The following is a 17372-nucleotide window of genomic DNA, read 5'->3' on the forward strand; positions in this document are numbered from 1 at the left end:
ATTATGAAGAGACCGTTAGTGGTACTGACAGGGCCTACTGCCGTCGGCAAGACAAAAGCATCCATCTCACTTGCAAAAGCAATCGGCGGTGAGATCATATCTGCAGATTCTATGCAGGTGTACAAATACATGGATATTGGTTCTGCTAAGATACGCCCTGAGGATATGGACGGCATACCACATCATCTTGTGGATGTGCTTATGCCGTCGGAAGAATTTAATGTTGTCCGTTTTCAGAAGATGGCCCAAGAGGCGGCAGAACACATATACGAAAGAGGCCGGATTCCTGTCGTCGTCGGCGGGACCGGTTTTTATATCCAGGCGCTGCTCTATGGCATCGACTTTACCGAGAACGAAGGCGGCAGCGGCATACGCAGCCGCCTTGCCGGATATGCGCAGAGATACGGCGCGGACAAGCTCCACGAACGCCTGGCAGAGGTGGACGGCAAGTCCGCCGCGCTGATACACCCCAATAACGTCAAACGGGTCATCCGCGCGCTTGAATTCTATGAACAGACAGGTCAGAAGATATCAGACCACAATGAAAGAGAGCGGGCAAAAGAGTCACCATACAACGCGGCATACTTTGTGCTGACGGATGACAGGGAGCATCTTTACGCCCGGATCAACAGCCGGGTGGACAAGATGATAGAGGACGGCCTTGTGGATGAAGTGCGAAGCCTGAAGAAGATGGGGTATACGAAAGAGCTGGTATCCATGCAGGGTCTGGGCTACAAAGAAATACTTGACTATCTTGACGGAAGATGTACACTGGAAGAAGCGGTCTATACGATCAAACGGGACACGAGGCATTTTGCAAAGAGGCAGATTACATGGTTTAAGAGGGAGAGAAATGTAATCTGGATTGACAAAAAGGCGTATGGATATGACGACGAAGAAATTGTGCACGCTATGATAAAACATTTGGAGGGAGTACTATGTTTAGAAGATTATTCGGGGGGAACCAGTTCCTGAAGAAGATGAACACATTGATGGAGCTTTATTCACGCAGCCATAACGCGGCTGCTACATACAAGCAGCTGATGGAGCTTGCACCGCTCATCCGTACGAAGGGGGAAGAAGCGCTGTATGATCTGAACCGGGCGGCACTTCTGTACGATATGAAACACTATCGGGAATCCGCAGATATCGTGCTGGAGATAAAACCGTTGAATCCAGAATTTGACGCCAGATGCGCGTCCCTGAAGACTAAAATCATGAATGCGTGGCAGGGAGGAGACAATAACTAAGATGCCGGACATAACAAAGCTTTATGAAGATATGGGAATAAGAAGGGCGGTTCTCGCTTTCGGCCGTGAGACAGAGGCCGGACTCAAGGAGCGTTTTGACGAGATAGACAGGACAGCGGAATACAACCAGCTGAAGGTGATTCATGCCATGCAGGAGAACCGCGTGTGCGAGGCCTGCTTCAACTATGCGAGCGGATACGGCTACAGCGACCAGGGAAGGGATACTCTTGAGGAAGTATACGCATCCGTATTCCATACAGACAGCGCCCTCGTGCGGCCTCAGATAACGTGCGGAACCCACGCGCTCTCACTGGCGCTTGGGGCCAATCTGCGCCCGGGGGACGAGCTGCTGTCACCGGTAGGGAAGCCTTATGACACGCTGGAGGAAGTCATCGGCATCCGGCCGTCCACCGGCTCTCTTGCCGAATATGGCATAAGTTACAGGCAGGTGGATCTAAAAGAAGACGGCACTTTTGATTATGACAGGATAGAAGAAGCATTGAATGAACGTACGAAAATCGTGACAATCCAGCGCTCCAAGGGCTATCAGACACGGCCGAGCTTTTCCGTCGGGCAGATTGGGGAGCTGATTGCCTTTGTCAAGAAGAGAAGGCCTGGCGTCATCTGTATGGTGGACAACTGCTACGGCGAGTTTGTGGAGACAGTAGAGCCAAGCGATGTGGGCGCGGATATGGTCGTCGGATCGCTCATCAAGAATCCGGGCGGCGGCCTGGCGCCGATAGGCGGCTACATCGCAGGAAGAGAAGATCTGATCGATGCCTGCGGATACCGGCTTACGTCACCTGGACTCGGCAAAGAGGTAGGGGCATCGCTCGGCGTGATGCAGTCTTTCTACCAGGGGCTCTTCCTCGCTCCGACGGTGGCTGCCAGTGCGCTGAAGGGAGCGATATTCGCAGCCTGCATATATGAGAAGCTCGGCTTTGGCGTCATACCAGACAGTAAAGAGAGCAGACATGATATTATTCAGGCGGTACAGCTTGGAACCCCAGAGGGGGTCATTGCTTTCTGCAGAGGAATACAGGCAGCCGCGCCGGTAGATTCCTATGTATCTCCAGAACCTTGGGCGATGCCCGGGTATGACAGCGACGTAATTATGGCGGCAGGGGCATTCGTGCAGGGATCATCCATTGAGCTCAGTGCGGACGGCCCTGTCAAGCCTCCGTATGCGGTCTACTTCCAGGGAGGGCTGACCTGGCCTCACGCAAGACTTGGGATTCTCATGTCTCTTGAATATATCGTAAGGGAAGGGCTGGTCAAAATCTGACGGCGGGAAAGGAGTCAGAAGCAATGGGAAAGATAGGTATCATCGGCGGCGGCGTCTCCGGCATGGCTGCCGCGATTGCGGCCGCACGCACGGACACCAGGGCGGAAGTCTTTATACTTGAACATAATGATATGCTCGGTAAGAAAATACTTTCTACCGGTAACGGGCGCTGCAACCTCACGAACATGCAGATGACGGCAGATTACTACAAAGGCGGCGGAGCGCAGCTGGCAGAGGCCGTACTGCGCCAGTTCGGCCTCAAGCAGACGCTTAAGTTCTTCCACAGCCTCGGACTTCTGACCCGGTCACGGGGAGACTATGTATATCCCCGTTCCGAGCAGGCAGCGGATGTCAGGGAAAGTCTGCAGATGGAACTCGAACGGCTGAGGGTAAGCTGCCATCTGAATGAACATGTGAGGAACATATGCAGGGACGGACGGGGATTTGCTATAGATTGCCGAGACAGGCAGTACCGGGCAGACAAGGTAATCCTTTCCTGCGGGAGCCGAGCTTCCCAGATCGCAGGCGCGGACGGAAGCGGATATGCCCTGGCACAGGGATTGGGGCATACGCTGGAACCGGTCGTTCCGGCTCTTGTCCAGCTGAAGGTACGTGCCAATCCTTTTGCCAAAGCGTCGGGAGTAAGGACGGAGGCAAGGATTGCAGCCAGGATTGACGGCAGAGAGATGGCCGCGGATACAGGTGAACTGCAGATTACGAGTTACGGGATATCAGGCATCCCGGTGTTTCAAATCAGCCGTTTTATCTCAAGAGGGCTCTATGACGGACGCAACGTACAGGTAGAGGCAGATTTTCTGCCGGACATGTCGTATGAGGACGCAGTAAGCCTGTTAACCCGAAGGGCGGAACAATTCAAGGAGCGCAGCGCAGAGGGATACCTCAGAGGAATCTTCAACCGGAAACTTATTCCAAGACTGTTAGAACTTGCGCATATCAGGATAAAGGTGCCGGCAGGAAACCTTACGCCGGCACAGATCAAGTCGCTCGCCGAAGCATGCAAGCATACACTGCTTGACATCGAGGACACGAACGGTTTTGAACAGGCGCAGATCTGTGCAGGCGGGGTGAAGACTTCCGAGATAAGTCCGGACACGATGGAATCATTATGCGTGCCCGGCCTGTATCTGACAGGTGAGATGGTGGATGTGGATGGAATCTGCGGAGGATATAACATCACTTGGGCGGTTGCCAGCGGTCATATTGCCGGGGGCCATGCCGTTGGTTCAGTATGAAAGCAAGAAAACAGAAGACCCGAAGCAGAAGCGATCAATTGCTTTTGTTCTGGGTCTTCTGTGTACATTCTACTCGTTAATTAAGAAAGGGATATTATAATGATACGTATTACACAGCTTAAGCTTTCCACAGCCCATACAAAAGAGGAATTGAAAGAAAAGATACTGAAACTGCTGCGTATCGACAGACATGCGCTGCTTTCTTATACAATCAGAAAACAGTCGCTGGATGCGAGAAAGAAACCGGACCTCTATTACGTCTATACGGTTGACGTACATGTATCAGACGAGCGGTCTGTCAAAAAGCGCGTAAAAAATAAAAACATATCGTTTTGCGGACCGGATCCGGAATATGTGCTGAAGATAGAAGGGGAGCGCCCGATTAGACACCGTCCTGTAATCATCGGTACCGGCCCCGCGGGGCTGTTCTGCGGCTATGAACTTGCACTGCATGGATATCGCCCTATTCTGCTCGAAAGAGGAGCGGATGTAGAGAAGCGGATGGAAGATGTGAAGCGGTTCTGGGAAGGCGGGAGACTGGATCTGCAGTCCAATGTCCAGTTCGGAGAAGGCGGTGCGGGAACATTTTCAGACGGCAAGCTGAATACCCTTGTCAGAGACCCGCAGCTTCGCAACGCCAGGGTGCTCAAGGTATTTGCAGAGCACGGGGCGCCGGGAGAGATTCTGTACAAGAACAAGCCTCATCTTGGTACCGATATGCTGACAGGCATCATAAAAAATATGCGCAGGACAATAGAGAAGATGGGAGGGGAATTCCGATTCCATTCCCTCGTAAAAGATATCCGGACAGCCGGAACGGGTCTGGAGAAACGGATAGCAGACCTGACCGTTGAAGATACGCGGACAGGAGAGCAGTACCGGCTTGAGACAGGGATTGCAGTATTCGCCATCGGGCACAGCGCACGTGACACGTTCGAGATGCTCTACAGACACGGGCTATCCATGGAGGCGAAGTCATTTGCGGTAGGAGTGCGCATCGAACATCCCCAGTCCATGGTAGATATGAATCAGTACGGAAACGGTCATCCGGACGTGCTGCCGCCGGCATCTTATAAGCTCACCGCTAAAGCATCTGACGGCAGAGGAGTGTATACGTTCTGCATGTGTCCGGGCGGTTATGTGGTTAACGCTTCTTCCGAAGAGGGACGTCTTGCGGTTAACGGCATGAGCTACCATGACCGCGGCGGCCGGAATGCCAACAGTGCAGTGATCGTGACCGTGTCGCCTGAAGATTACGGTGCCGTCGGACCGCTTGCCGGCGTGGAATTCCAACGGAGGCTTGAAGAGGCCGCGTTCCGCGCAGGAGGAGGGAAAGTACCGGTCCAGCTGTTGAAAGACTACCGGGAGGACAGGCCGTCTGCGGGAACGGGAACCGTTGCCCCGCAGATAAAAGGCGCCTGCTGCTGGACGAATGTCCGAAGCATATTTCCGGCATTCCTTGCGCGTGATATTGAAGAAGGAATCCTCGCTTTTGAGCGGAAGCTTCCAGGCTATTCCGGGGACGACTCTGTGGTGTCCGCGGTGGAGAGCCGTACGTCGTCCCCGATACGGCTTATGCGCGGCGCGGACATGCAGGGCAGCATCCGGGGCCTCTATCCTTGCGGCGAAGGAGCAGGGTATGCGGGCGGCATTACGTCCGCGGCAATGGACGGCATGAAGGCGGCAGAGGCAATCGCCAAATTATACCGGCCATTCGACAAACATGACGAAGCCTTAAGAAATTTTTAATGGGATAAGTATATACACTGATTCTTAAATATGATAAAATATACTGAGTTTTCTATTGAGATAAATGAGGAGGAGTACATATGAAGGGAACTGGAAGCAAGAATGCCTGGGCGCTTTTTCTGCTCATTCTTACAGGAATCGTGCTCGGTGGCTTTATCGGAATGCTGGCGGACAAAGTACCGGCTCTTTCCTGGCTCGGGTACGGGCAGTCTTTTGGACTGGATGAACCGGTCGTCCTGAATCTGGGACTGCTGGTAATTACGTTCGGGCTGACGATAAAGATTACGATTGCAAGCATCATAGGCGTAATCATATCAATCATCATTTACCGCTTCTTGTAAGTTTCTCTATGAAGTGTCGTACGAATCTGCTGATAATATGAATCAGGCAAATACCATTCGAGAAATTCCAGAGATGGAACGCCCATACGAAAAGTGTGAGCAAAGGGGGGCTGGCAGTTTGAGCGATGTGGAACTGCTGGCTGTATTGTTACGTACCGGCACAAGAGGTGAAAATGCATTGACGCTGGCACAAAAGATTCTGTATCATACCGGCGAGCCGGGGATACTGAGCATCCACCAGTTCAGCATCGAGAGGCTGAAGCAGATCAAGGGGATAGGGAAGGTGAAGGCAATTCAGATATCGTGCATCTCGGAGCTGGCCAAAAGGCTGGCGAAAGCCTGCGCGGGGGAGTCGCTGTGTTTCACACGCCCCGAGTCCATAGCCGGTTATTATATGGAAGACTTAAGGCATGAGAAGCAGGAACAGATGAAGCTTCTGATGTTGAATTCAAAATCAAAGCTCATCGGTGAGACAGACATATCCAAAGGGACGGTCAACGCGTCCCTCATAACGCCGAGAGAGCTGTTCATAGAAGCGCTGCAGAAGAATGCGGTCGCAATCGTTGTTCTGCACAACCACCCGAGCGGTGACCCCTCGCCCAGCAGGGAAGACAGACTGCTGACACAGAGAATCCGGGAGGCAGGAGCCTTGATCGGAATTGATCTGTTAGATCACGTCATCATTGGCAATAATTGTTATATGAGTTTCCGGGAGGAGGGCATACTATAAGAAAGGGCAGTGTCAAATGGCTAGGAATATATACGGATTAGACCTCGGGTCTTATGAGATCAAGGTCTACGATAAAAAGAAAGATGAGATATGGAAAGAGAAAAACGTGATTGCGATTGCAAACAAAAAGGAAATCTTTGCAGTCGGAGATGATGCGTATGAGATGTATGAGAAAGCGCCGGATAATATCGAGGTCATCTTTCCGATGCAGGAAGGCGTCATATCCCATTTCAACAATATGCAGTTCCTGCTCCAGAACCTGCTGAAGAAAGAGCGGCAGTTTGCCAGGGGCTCTGAATATGTTATCGCGGTACCTACCGATGTGACGGAGGTGGAGAAGAAGGCTTTCTTCGACCTTGTCATACATTCCACCGCCAAAGCGAGGGAGGTCAATATCGTAGAACGGTCCATAGCCGATGCCGTAGGGCTCAATCTGGATGTGAAGAATACGAAAGGCCTGTTTATCGCCAATTTCGGCGGGGAGACGACAGAACTGTCTGTTCTGGCCGGCGGCGGTATGGTGCTGAACCGGCTTGTGAAGGTCGGCGGAGTCACCTTCGACCAGTCTGTCGCCAATCTGGTACGCCATAGCCATGACTTTCTTATCGGCAGGCTGACGGCGGAGATGCTGAGGAAAAAGTTCGGCGTCTTTACAGAAGACACTTCTTCGACCATGAGGGTCGCGGGAAGAGATATGATCATGGGCGTGCCGATTCAGAAAGACATCTCTGTCAGCCTCGTGCGCGCTGCTTTGAAGGAACCGCTGCAGGAATGCATACGGGCGGTCTACTCACTGCTGGACCGTACGCCCCCCGAAGTGAGGAGGGCGATATATAAGAACGGCATCTTTCTGACAGGGGGGATTGCCAATACGCCAGGCCTCGAGAATTATATTGAGAAAGCTGTGGGGATACCGGTCAGGACTGCAGTTGAACCGGACATCTGCGCAGTTACAGGTTTAAAGAAGATTATTATGTCAAAAGATTTGAGGAAACTTGCATATTCAATGTTAGATGAAAATTATAGGTGGATGAGATAATATGAAAATCAAAAATCAATCTTCACTTTCAAGTAAATACTGGCTGCTCATCGCGGCTGCCGTCTGTGTCATACTTATGGGCGTCGGCAGTCTGCCCGGCGTGAAAGGGCCGCTGCGCATCGTGGCGAACTATACCGTGATACCCATGCAGAAGGGAATCAGCTATGTAGGGATGTGGATGAGCGATTTTTCCAAGAATTTCGAGACTTTGAAGGACATGAAGAAAGAGAACAGCGAGCTCCAGACAAAGGTGGATGAGCTGACAATCGACAATACGCGGCTCCGGCAGGACCAGTACGAGCTGGAACGCCTCAGAGAGCTGTACAAGCTGGATGAGAACTATTCGGATTATAATAAGATTGGTGCTCATGTCATCGCCAACAACGGGACGAACTGGTTCAGTGATTTTACGATTGACAAAGGAAGCAAGGATGGAATCAAGAAGAACTGCAATGTACTGGCCGGCAGCGGACTTGTCGGAATCGTCACGGAAGTGGGACCGAACTATGCGCAGGTGCGTTCTATCATTGACGATTCCAGCAATGTGAGCGGTATGGTGCTGTCTACCTCAGATACATGTATCGTGCGTGGAGATTTGAAGCTTATGTCAGACGGACGGATCCGTTTTGAAAAGCTTGCAAACAACGACAATAAGATTGAAGTCGGTGAGCAGATCGTGACGTCCCATATCGGAGACCGGTTTTTACAGGGGCTGTTCATCGGCTATATCAGCGAGATAAAAGTGGATTCCAACAACCTGACCCGTTCCGGATATATTACGCCGGCAGTCGATTTCAGCAAGCTGCAGGAAGTTCTCGTCATCACGACGACAAAACAAGATATGGTCAATAAGGATGACAAGACAGAAGACGGGGGTGAATGATTTTGAAGCGCAAGGTTATCACCTTTCTTATAATCCTCGTCTGCTTCCTGCTCGGAAGCACCGTATTCCACGTGCTTTCCTTTGCCGGAATCAAGCCGAATCTGCTCATCATCGTCACGGCTTCTTTCGGCTTCATGCGTGGCAAGAAGACCGGCATGGCGGTAGGGATAGTATCCGGCCTGCTTATGGATATCTTCTGGGGCAGCACACTTGGCTTTTACACGCTGCTTTTTGCCGTAATCGGATATGTTAACGGATGTTTCCGGCGCCTTTTCTACGATGAGGATATCAAACTTCCGATTGCGCTCATAGCCGCGAGCGAACTGCTGTACGGGCTCGTCTTGTATATTTGCTTTTATATGCTGTACGGCGATTTTTCATTCGGCAGCTATCTTATAAAACTGATTCTGCCGGAGCTGGTGTACACCATACTGGCAACCCTTGTACTATATCAGGCCATATTACACATTAACCGAAGGTTAGAAGCGGAAGAACAAAGGAGTGCAAGTAAATTTGTATAGCTTATGGGACCGGATCAAATCCGGGATATATGAAGTAGTAAAATCAAGAGTATTTGTAGCGGTCATCGTGTTCTGTGTTCTGTCGGCAATTCTTCTGCAGAGGGTATTTTATCTGCAGATCGTGAAAGGGCAGAGCTATGCGGATGAGTACAAGCTCCAGATTCAGAAGACAAAAGAGATTCAGGGCACGCGGGGGAAGATATATGACCGCAACGGCAATCTGCTCGCCTATAATGAACTTGCCTATTCTGTCACGATAGAGGATAACTGGGAAGACTCTTCTGAAAAGAACAAGGAGCTTAATAAGGTCATCCAAACGGTGATAGATATCGTAGAGTCCAACGGTGATACGGTAATCAATAATTTTGGAATCATACTGAACGGCGACGGCAATTATATGTATGTAGCAGAAAATGACACGCAGCGCCTCCGATTCATCGCGGACGTATTCGGCAAAAAGACAATTGACGAGCTCAGCGACGAGCAGAAGAGCAGCACGGCACAGGACATCATCGATTATCTCTGTACGGACAAGCTGTACGGCTATGGTATCGATGAAAAGGAGATGGACAAAGAAGATGTGCTGAAGCTCGTCAATATAAGATATGCGATTTCCCTCAATAGTTTCCAAAAATTCATCGCGACTACGATTGCGGAGGATGTAAGCGATGAAACGGTGGCTGTTATCATGGAGAATCTGGACTCCCTGCAGGGAGTCGATATAGAGGAGGAGTCCCTGCGCCGCTATACGGACAGCAAGTGCTTTGCGTCTGTCATCGGCTATACCGGACAGATATCCCAGGAAGATTATGACGCTCTCAGCAAGAAAGAGCAGAAAGAGTATTCCAAGCAGGACACGGTGGGAAAAGCCGGCCTTGAGAAGACGCTGGACAAGCAGCTGCAGGGGAAGAAAGGGCAGGTGAAGCTCTACGTCAACAGTGTCGGGAAGGTGATCGAGACGATCAAAGGCAAGAACCCGGAAGCAGGGAATGATGTCTACCTTACGCTTGACGCCAATCTTCAGAAGGCGGCTTACAATATCATAGAGCAGGAACTGGCGGGCATCCTGCTGTCCAAGATACAGAACACGCTGGATTTTGACAGGACGAAAGTAGAGGACGGCAGCGATGTCATCATTCCAATCGGCGATGTATACAACACGTTCATATCCAATGATATACTGGACATGAGCCATTTTGCGGAGAAAGATGCGGGAACTACAGAGAAAGAGGTAGCGGCGTCCTTCGGCACGAGGAAGGAAGAAGTCCTGAACAACCTAGTCTCCATACTGACGAACCCGGATGAAAAGGCATATAAGGACATGTCCAAGGAGATGCAGGCTTATATGACGTATATCGTGTCGGAAATTCTGACGAATACGACAGGCGTCATCAAGTCAGGCGCCATAGATACCAACGATTCGACATATAAGGCCTGGAAAGATGACGAGTCCATCAATATATATACGTACTTAAACTATGCGATATCCAAGAACTGGGTCGATACGTCCAAGCTGAAAGAGTCCGTCGAGGACGGCAAATACTCCGATGCAGGGGAGCTGTATCAGGGCATGGTAAAATATATTATCGACTATCTGGGCTCTAACAGCGGATTTGACAAACTTATATATAAATATATGATAAAATCAGGAGCAGTGACCGGCAGGCAGATATGCCTCATGCTCTATGAACAGAAAGTGCTGGAATATGACGAGGCACAGTATAATGGCCTGAATAGCGGGAGCATAGGAGCTTATGATTTCCTGCGGGGCAAGATACAGGATCTTACGATAACGCCGGGACAGCTGGCGCTGGAACCTTGTACAGGCTCCATCGTGATGACGGATGCGAACAGCGGCAAGGTGCTTGCATGCGTATCCTATCCGGGCTATGACAATAACCGGCTGGCCAATGCTATGGATTCCGAATATTACAACAAACTGCTGACCGACCAGTCAAGGCCGTTCTACAACAATGCGACACAGGAAAAGACAGCCCCCGGATCTACGTACAAGCCTCTCGTGGCAGTGGCAGGGCTTACAGAAGGCGTTATCAATCAGGATTCCTATATAACGTGCCACGGGGTGTATGAGAAGATAAAGCCAAGCCCGAAGTGCTGGATCTATCCTCAGGCCCACGGTACACTGAATGTGGAGGGAGGAATCGAAAACTCCTGCAACAGCTTCTTTTATGAAGTTGGATACCGCCTCGGACTGAAAGAGGGCGGGCTTAATCAGGTCGCCTCTGACAACAATGAGGGAAGCGCATCAAATTCGTATTATTCCAGCGACCTGGGACTAGACAAGCTGAAGAAGTACGCGCAGGCCTTTGGACTGAATGAGACTTCGGGGCTAGAGATTGATGAATCCAGCCCCCAGATATCCGATGAAGACTCCGTGCGATCTGCTATCGGACAGGGCAGGAACAACTATACGACAAGCCAGCTGGCTAAATATATAACAGCAGTAGCTAACAAGGGAACCGTCTATGACCTGACCCTGCTTGACAAAGTGGCGTCTGTAGACGGGAAGACGATTAAGGAATATGAACCTAAGGTCAAAAACCAGCTTTCAGATGTGTCCGCTTCCACCTGGAATGCCGTACACAACGGTATGCGGGCAGTGATTGTCAACCATAGCGCAACATTCTCAGATTTGAATACAAGCAGCTTAAAACTGTCAGGAAAGACAGGAACAGCACAGCAGAGCACAACTCATCCTGATCACGGATTATTCGTAGGCTTTGCGCCGAGCGACAGCCCGGAGGTGGCGTTTGCAATCAGAATTGCAAACGGATATAGTTCAACCTTCGCCTCTGAGGTGGGCAGAGATGTCATGAAATACTACTATGAGATAGCTCCGGAAGATGAAATCATCACCGGTGAAGCAGCAACAATCGGCAGCAGCGCAACAGGAGGGGATTAACAGAAAGGATGAGTGAATGTGAAAGACCCGGTTCTCATTAAGAGTAATAAATACGGCATCACTATCCACCTGGACGGTGAGATGCCTTACAGAGATTTGTTACCGGAAGTCAAGACCAGATTCGAGTCTGCGGCACATTTTTTCAACAATGCGAAGATGGCTGTGGAATTCGAGGGAAGGACATTTACAGAAGAGGAGGAACGCCTGCTCGTTGAGACGATCGAGGAGGCGGCGGGGATACACATTTTATGCATTATCGAGAAGAACACGTACACGGAGCAGATGCACAAAAGAATGCTGGATGAGAGCCTTTCGCAGATCCATGAAAGAGACGGCCAGTTCTATAGAGGTACACTGAGAGGAAGACAGATTTTAGAATCTGAGACGAGCATCGTCATCATCGGAGATATAGAAGAAGATGCCAAGGTCGCCGCTAAGGGTAATGTGGTGGTCATCGGCACGATATACGGCACCGTGATAGCAGGTGCCGCAGGTGATGGCAGCGCAGTCATAGCAGCACTCCATATGAGCCCCAAAAGGCTTCGCATTGGAGATATTGAAGTAAAACCGAATGTAGGAGGAAGTTTATCATGGGCGAAGTTATCGTAATTACATCAGGAAAAGGAGGAGTCGGCAAGACGACGACGACGGCTAATATAGGAGCCGGCTTATCCCAGTTCGACAAAAAGGTCATAGTGATTGATACGGACCTGGGGCTCAGGAACCTGGATGTCGTCATGGGGCTGGAAAATCAGATCGTGTATAATCTGGTGGACGTGATTGAAGGGACATGCAGGCTGAAGCAGGCCCTTATAAGGGACAAGAGGTATGAGAACCTATGGCTGCTCCCGTCAGCGCAGACGAAGGACAAGTCGGCGATATCGCCGGGCCAGATGAAGAAGCTGACGTCTGAGCTGAAAGAAGAATTTGATTACATACTTCTGGACTGTCCGGCAGGAATCGAACAAGGGTTCCAAAATGCCATCACAGGGGCAGACCGTGCAATCGTCGTCACGACGCCGGAAGTATCTGCTATCAGGGATGCCGACAGGATAATCGGGCTGCTGGAGAACAATGGCCTGAAGCAGGTAGAGCTCATCATCAACCGTATCCGTATGGATATGGTCAAAAGAGGGGATATGATGTCCGTGGATGATGTGACAGAGATATTATCTGTCCCTCTCATTGGCGCTCTTCCGGATGATGAACATGTCGTCATCGGCACGAACCAGGGCGAACCGGTTATCGGCATCGACTCTAAGGCAGGCAAGGCATATCTCAATATATGCAAGAGGATTATGGGAATAGAAGTACCTTTTATGGATTTGAATACAGAATCAGGATTCTTCACTAAGCTTTCACAGTTATTCAAGAAAGATTAGGAGGGACCCGGATGTTAAAAAAATCTTCTGTTTCAATAGCCAAGAACCGTCTGAAAGTGCTTGTCACATCAGATCGTGTACAGTGTGCGCCGGCGGCATACGATAATATCTGCCGGGAATTATTCAAAGCCTTGTCCAAATATATGGAACTTACAGAAGATGAATTTGATGTAGAGATAACGAGAACTCACATATTGATTAAAATAGCAGGAGAAGAGACGTGAAATTACCTCGATTTACAAAACCGTACCGGTTAAAAGATTACAAGTTCACATTAGTCATATCCGTACTGGCCCTGTCGATACTGGGCGTGCTCGTAGTCGGCAGCGCCAATGAATCATACCAGAACAAGCAGATAGTGGGCCTCGTGCTGGGGCTGGCCGTGATGGCGGTCGTATCCCTCATTGATTACGTATGGGTGCTTAATATGTACTGGCTCATCTATGGATTTTCCATATTGAGCCTTTTGCTCGTGCTGTTTATCGGAGACGAGGTCAATGGGGCAACCCGCTGGATCGATCTGGGCTTTACGACATTCCAGCCTTCGGAGCTGGCCAAGATTCTGTTGATCTTATTTTTTGCCAAGTTCCTCATGAAGCATGAAGAGGATATCAATTACCGGTGGACTATCATAAAGTATGCGGCGCTTGCCGGCGTTCCGCTGGCGCTGATCATCGTGGAACCAAACCTTTCCACCACGATCTGTACGGCGCTTGTTCTCTGCCTGCTCATATATATCGGCGGTCTGAGCTACAAGTTCATCGGAACCGCTCTGCTCATACTGATTCCGACGGCAATCATATTCCTGAGCATTGTCGTCCAGCCCGACCAGAAGATACTGAAGGATTACCAGCAGGAACGTATCCTCGCCTTTCTGGAACCGGAGAAGTATGCCAGTGACGGGGCATACCAGCAGAACAACTCGGAGATGGCTATCGGTTCCGGACAGCTGACAGGAAAGGGGCTCAACAACAATACGACGACATCCGTTAAAAACGGCAACTTCATTCTGGAACCCCAGACAGACTTCATCTTTGCCATCGTGGGAGAGGAATTAGGTTTCATAGGTTCTTGTGTTGTTATTGCACTCATATTAATAATTGTGATACAATGTATTCTGATAGGGGTCCGATCGCAGGATATGGCGGGTAAAATCATATGCTGCGGCATCGGAGGGCTTATCGGGTTCCAGAGCTTCATTAATATCGGGGTCGCCACAAAGGTGCTTCCGAATACAGGAGTTCCGCTGCCCTTTGTAAGTTACGGACTGACATCGCTCGTCAGTTTATATATCGGTATTGGATTTGTTTTAAATGTAGGTCTACAGCCGAAAAAATATCAATAAGGAGTGAATACTATGAATATAGGCCTGATTGCACATGATTCCAAGAAGACGCTGATGCAGAACTTCTGTATCGCATACCGCGGAATTTTAAGCAAGCATAATCTGTTTGCCACCGGAACGACCGGACGTCTCATCGAAGAGGTGACAAATCTGAATATCCACAAATATCTTGCAGGACCGCTTGGAGGGATGCAGCAGCTTGGAGCTCAGATTGGGCAGAATGATATTGATGCACTTATTTTCCTGAGAGATCCGTTGAGCGCGAAGCCGCACGAGCCCAACGTCAATGACGTCGTGCGTCTCTGTGATATGCACAACATACCGATGGCGACGAATCTGGCCACAGCGGAAGTAATTATATTAGCAATTGACAGAGGGGACTTGGATTGGCGTGAAATGTACCGGTAAGATTATCACTATCATCATGTGTACCGCCGCTGCCGGCGTGCTTCTGACAGGATGCGCCCTGTTTGGAGGCAGTGATGCTGTTGCCGGATACGAGGCGGAACATTATAATAAAAGCATATATGAAGCGGAGCTTTTTGCGGAAGACCTGTGCGTTGCAGCAGAGGATGTCCCTCTTGAAAACGCACCGGATACCGGTACGTATACTGCGGCTGCATTGTTCGATGTAGACAGGAGCGAGACAGACTTTGCCTATCATGTGCACAAGAGGCTGTATCCCGCGAGCACTACGAAGATCATGACCGCGCTGGTCGCCATCAAGAATGCCGATTTGTCCGATGTCGTTACGGTCGGCGCGGACGCGGACGCGGGCAGCTTTGCACCGGATGAACAGACGTGCGGACTGAAAGAAGGCGACAAGCTGACGCTTAATGATCTGCTGTACGGCCTTCTCCTATATTCGGGCAATGACAACGCGGTGGCAATTGCAGACTATGTAGGCGGCAGCATGGAGGGCTTTGCGGAGATGATGAACGAAGAAGCCGCCGGTCTCATGGCGACGGAAAGTCATTTTCTGAATTCCAACGGACTACATGATGAAAACCATTATACGACGGCCTATGACTTATATCTGATTTTCAACGAATGTATCAAATATGATAAGTTCCTGGATATTATAGAATCAAAGACATATACTGCTGATATAACGGGAAGCGACGGTGTCAAGCGTCAGATCACATGGGAACCGACGAGCTTCTACGCCCTTGGAGAGGCGGCTCTGCCACAGAATGCCGACATAATCGGCGGCAAGACCGGAACGACGAAAGAGGCAGGCAACTGCCTGATTCTGCTGTCTGAAGACGTGCAGAACAAGCCGTACATATCCGTTGTCATGGGTGCGGACACAAAATCGATATTATATGAAGATATGACCGGGATTATCGAAGCGATTCCGGAAGATGGATAATTATAGAGGGGCATCTCATTACAGGGATACCCCTCTTACTTATGAACGGCTGCCTGGTGTGTTGGAAATTCTGCCGTAAAGGCTGATGAGGTATAAGCCGCATAAACCTACGAGAGTATAGATGATTCGTGACAGCCAGGAGAGATTACCAAACAGAAAAGCTACGAGGTCGAATCTGAAGATTCCGACCAGAAGCCAGTTAATTGCACCTATGATGACAAGTGTCAGAGCGGTATTGTCAAACCATTTCATGTGATTTCCTCCTTTATTTCGATGCTAACCATAGTATGTCTGCACCAATTCAAAAATATACATAAGAAAGGAAAATTTGTCAGATGGATGTAAAGCAGTATTATTATCCATATTCACAATTTTTGAAACATAAGTATGGAGAAAAGGTATACAAGCTTCCGATAAATCTTCCTGTCACATGTCCGAACCGGATTACGGGCAATGGCTGCATCTTCTGCGCCGAGTCCGGTACAGGGTTTGAATCGATGGGAGCAGAAGTGCCCGTGTCTGTACAGATAGACAGGACAAAGGAATATATTTCAAAAAAATATCATGCCGGCCTGTACATTGCATATTTCCAGAACTATACGAACACCTTCCTGCCGCCGGAAGAATTCCGCTCCTTTATGGACGAAGCGGCGAAGATAGAAGATATCGTTGAAGTCGCCGTATCGACGAGACCGGACTGCATCACGGAAGAATATCTGGATATACTGCAGGAGATCAGCAGGGAACATCACGTCGAGATAACAGTGGAACTGGGGCTTCAGACTGCGAACTATCATACGCTTGAGAAGATGAACCGGGGACATACGCTTGCAGCGTTCATAGACGCGGCGCTCATGATCCGCCCTTATGGATTTGACATATGCACGCACGTTATCCTCAACCTTCCGGGAGACGACAGGGAAGACAGCATGGAAACGGCGAGAATACTCTCTGCGCTTAAGATCGATGCGGTGAAGATCCATTCGTTGTATGTGGCGAAAAACACACCATTGTGTGAAGCTTATGAAAATGGTACAATAACGTTGTGTTCAAAAGAAGAGTATATGGAACGACTCATCCTTTTTCTCGAGCTTCTAAGTCCGGACGTGGCGGTTGAGCGCCTGTTCAGCCGTATACCAGAAAAAGACGCCGTGTTCTGTAACTGGGGTACGAGCTGGTGGAAACTGAAGGATGAGGTGTTGGGGGAGATGGAACGGCGCGGAACTTATCAGGGCAGGGCATTCTGCTATCTTCACGGCGCCGCCTTACATATGCGAAGAGACATGCGATAATGCAGGG

The 17372-nt window shown here is 49.9% G+C and carries 19 protein-coding genes; 18 read left to right on the forward strand and 1 reads right to left on the reverse strand.

Annotation, left to right across the window (positions count from 1 at the left end; translation table 11 throughout):
• Positions 1 to 3 precede the first annotated feature (3 nt).
• The 17 genes from miaA to HJV72_RS13150 all read left to right on the forward strand — a co-directional run bounded on the left by miaA (position 4) and on the right by HJV72_RS13150 (position 16073).
• Positions 4 to 975: a tRNA (adenosine(37)-N6)-dimethylallyltransferase MiaA gene (gene miaA, locus HJV72_RS13070; RefSeq protein ID WP_208071532.1), complete on the forward strand. Its 972-nt coding sequence runs from the start codon at positions 4 to 6 to the stop codon at positions 973 to 975.
• Positions 939 to 1250, forward strand: coding sequence for a hypothetical protein (locus HJV72_RS13075; protein ID WP_208071534.1), 312 nt, complete (start codon positions 939 to 941; stop codon positions 1248 to 1250). The genes miaA and HJV72_RS13075 overlap by 37 nt, the downstream gene beginning before the upstream one ends.
• Before the next feature lies 1 nt (position 1251).
• Entirely contained in the window at positions 1252 to 2535 is a 1284-nt protein-coding gene (locus HJV72_RS13080; protein WP_208071536.1) for a methionine gamma-lyase family protein, read from the forward strand.
• Between the two features lie 23 nt (positions 2536 to 2558).
• Positions 2559 to 3788, forward strand: coding sequence for an aminoacetone oxidase family FAD-binding enzyme (locus HJV72_RS13085; RefSeq protein WP_208071538.1), 1230 nt, complete (start codon positions 2559 to 2561; stop codon positions 3786 to 3788).
• Positions 3789 to 3887: 99 nt separating this feature from the next.
• Positions 3888 to 5537: an NAD(P)/FAD-dependent oxidoreductase gene (locus HJV72_RS13090; protein WP_208071540.1), complete on the forward strand. Its 1650-nt coding sequence runs from the start codon at positions 3888 to 3890 to the stop codon at positions 5535 to 5537.
• An 80-nt stretch (positions 5538 to 5617) separates the two neighbouring features.
• Positions 5618 to 5878 carry a DUF4321 domain-containing protein gene (locus HJV72_RS13095; protein WP_049728004.1) on the forward strand — a complete coding sequence of 87 codons (261 nt, stop codon included), beginning with the start codon at positions 5618 to 5620 and terminating at the stop codon, positions 5876 to 5878.
• Between the two features lie 37 nt (positions 5879 to 5915).
• Positions 5916 to 6608 carry a RadC family protein gene (gene radC, locus HJV72_RS13100; protein ID WP_049728003.1) on the forward strand — a complete coding sequence of 231 codons (693 nt, stop codon included), beginning with the start codon at positions 5916 to 5918 and terminating at the stop codon, positions 6606 to 6608.
• 16 nt (positions 6609 to 6624) lie between these two features.
• A complete protein-coding gene (locus tag HJV72_RS13105; protein WP_208071542.1) occupies positions 6625 to 7647 on the forward strand; it encodes a rod shape-determining protein in 1023 nt (340 codons plus the stop codon).
• A gap of 1 nt (position 7648) precedes the next feature.
• Positions 7649 to 8530 (forward strand): rod shape-determining protein MreC, encoded by an 882-nt coding sequence (gene mreC, locus HJV72_RS13110; RefSeq protein ID WP_208071544.1) that lies wholly within the window; start codon positions 7649 to 7651, stop codon positions 8528 to 8530.
• Positions 8531 to 8532: 2 nt separating this feature from the next.
• On the forward strand, positions 8533 to 9051 hold the full coding sequence (gene mreD, locus HJV72_RS13115; RefSeq protein WP_208071575.1) for a rod shape-determining protein MreD: 519 nt from the start codon (positions 8533 to 8535) through the stop codon (positions 9049 to 9051).
• The gene (locus HJV72_RS13120; protein ID WP_243765632.1) at positions 9044 to 11974 is read left to right on the forward strand and encodes a penicillin-binding transpeptidase domain-containing protein; all 2931 of its coding nucleotides are present in this window, start codon (positions 9044 to 9046) and stop codon (positions 11972 to 11974) included. Before mreD ends, HJV72_RS13120 begins: the two co-directional genes overlap by 8 nt.
• Before the next feature lie 18 nt (positions 11975 to 11992).
• On the forward strand, positions 11993 to 12583 hold the full coding sequence (locus HJV72_RS13125) for a septum site-determining protein MinC (RefSeq protein ID WP_208071548.1): 591 nt from the start codon (positions 11993 to 11995) through the stop codon (positions 12581 to 12583).
• Positions 12565 to 13356, forward strand: a complete 792-nt coding sequence (gene minD, locus HJV72_RS13130; protein WP_132276237.1) for a septum site-determining protein MinD — start codon at positions 12565 to 12567, stop codon at positions 13354 to 13356. The genes HJV72_RS13125 and minD overlap by 19 nt, the downstream gene beginning before the upstream one ends.
• An 11-nt stretch (positions 13357 to 13367) precedes the next feature.
• Entirely contained in the window at positions 13368 to 13580 is a 213-nt protein-coding gene (locus tag HJV72_RS13135) for a cell division topological specificity factor MinE (protein WP_066576179.1), read from the forward strand.
• The gene (locus HJV72_RS13140) at positions 13577 to 14701 is read left to right on the forward strand and encodes an FtsW/RodA/SpoVE family cell cycle protein (protein ID WP_208071549.1); all 1125 of its coding nucleotides are present in this window, start codon (positions 13577 to 13579) and stop codon (positions 14699 to 14701) included. The genes HJV72_RS13135 and HJV72_RS13140 overlap by 4 nt, the downstream gene beginning before the upstream one ends.
• 12 nt (positions 14702 to 14713) lie before the next feature.
• The gene (gene mgsA, locus HJV72_RS13145; RefSeq protein ID WP_049727995.1) at positions 14714 to 15109 is read left to right on the forward strand and encodes a methylglyoxal synthase; all 396 of its coding nucleotides are present in this window, start codon (positions 14714 to 14716) and stop codon (positions 15107 to 15109) included.
• Positions 15093 to 16073 (forward strand): D-alanyl-D-alanine carboxypeptidase family protein, encoded by a 981-nt coding sequence (locus HJV72_RS13150; RefSeq protein WP_330618989.1) that lies wholly within the window; start codon positions 15093 to 15095, stop codon positions 16071 to 16073. The genes mgsA and HJV72_RS13150 overlap by 17 nt, the downstream gene beginning before the upstream one ends.
• A 39-nt stretch (positions 16074 to 16112) precedes the next feature.
• Here HJV72_RS13150 and HJV72_RS13155 read toward each other — a convergent pair whose 3' ends face one another.
• Complete coding sequence (locus tag HJV72_RS13155; RefSeq protein WP_066576183.1) at positions 16113 to 16325, reverse strand: DUF378 domain-containing protein; 213 nt, start codon at positions 16323 to 16325, stop codon at positions 16113 to 16115.
• A gap of 83 nt (positions 16326 to 16408) precedes the next feature.
• On the opposite strand from HJV72_RS13155, the gene HJV72_RS13160 reads away from it, so the two are divergent.
• Complete coding sequence (locus tag HJV72_RS13160; RefSeq protein ID WP_208071551.1) at positions 16409 to 17365, forward strand: TIGR01212 family radical SAM protein; 957 nt, start codon at positions 16409 to 16411, stop codon at positions 17363 to 17365.
• The last annotated feature ends 7 nt before the right edge of the window (positions 17366 to 17372 follow it).

Origin of the sequence: Extibacter sp. GGCC_0201, assembly GCF_017566055.1 — a bacterium.
Classification (GTDB): domain Bacteria; phylum Bacillota; class Clostridia; order Lachnospirales; family Lachnospiraceae; genus Extibacter.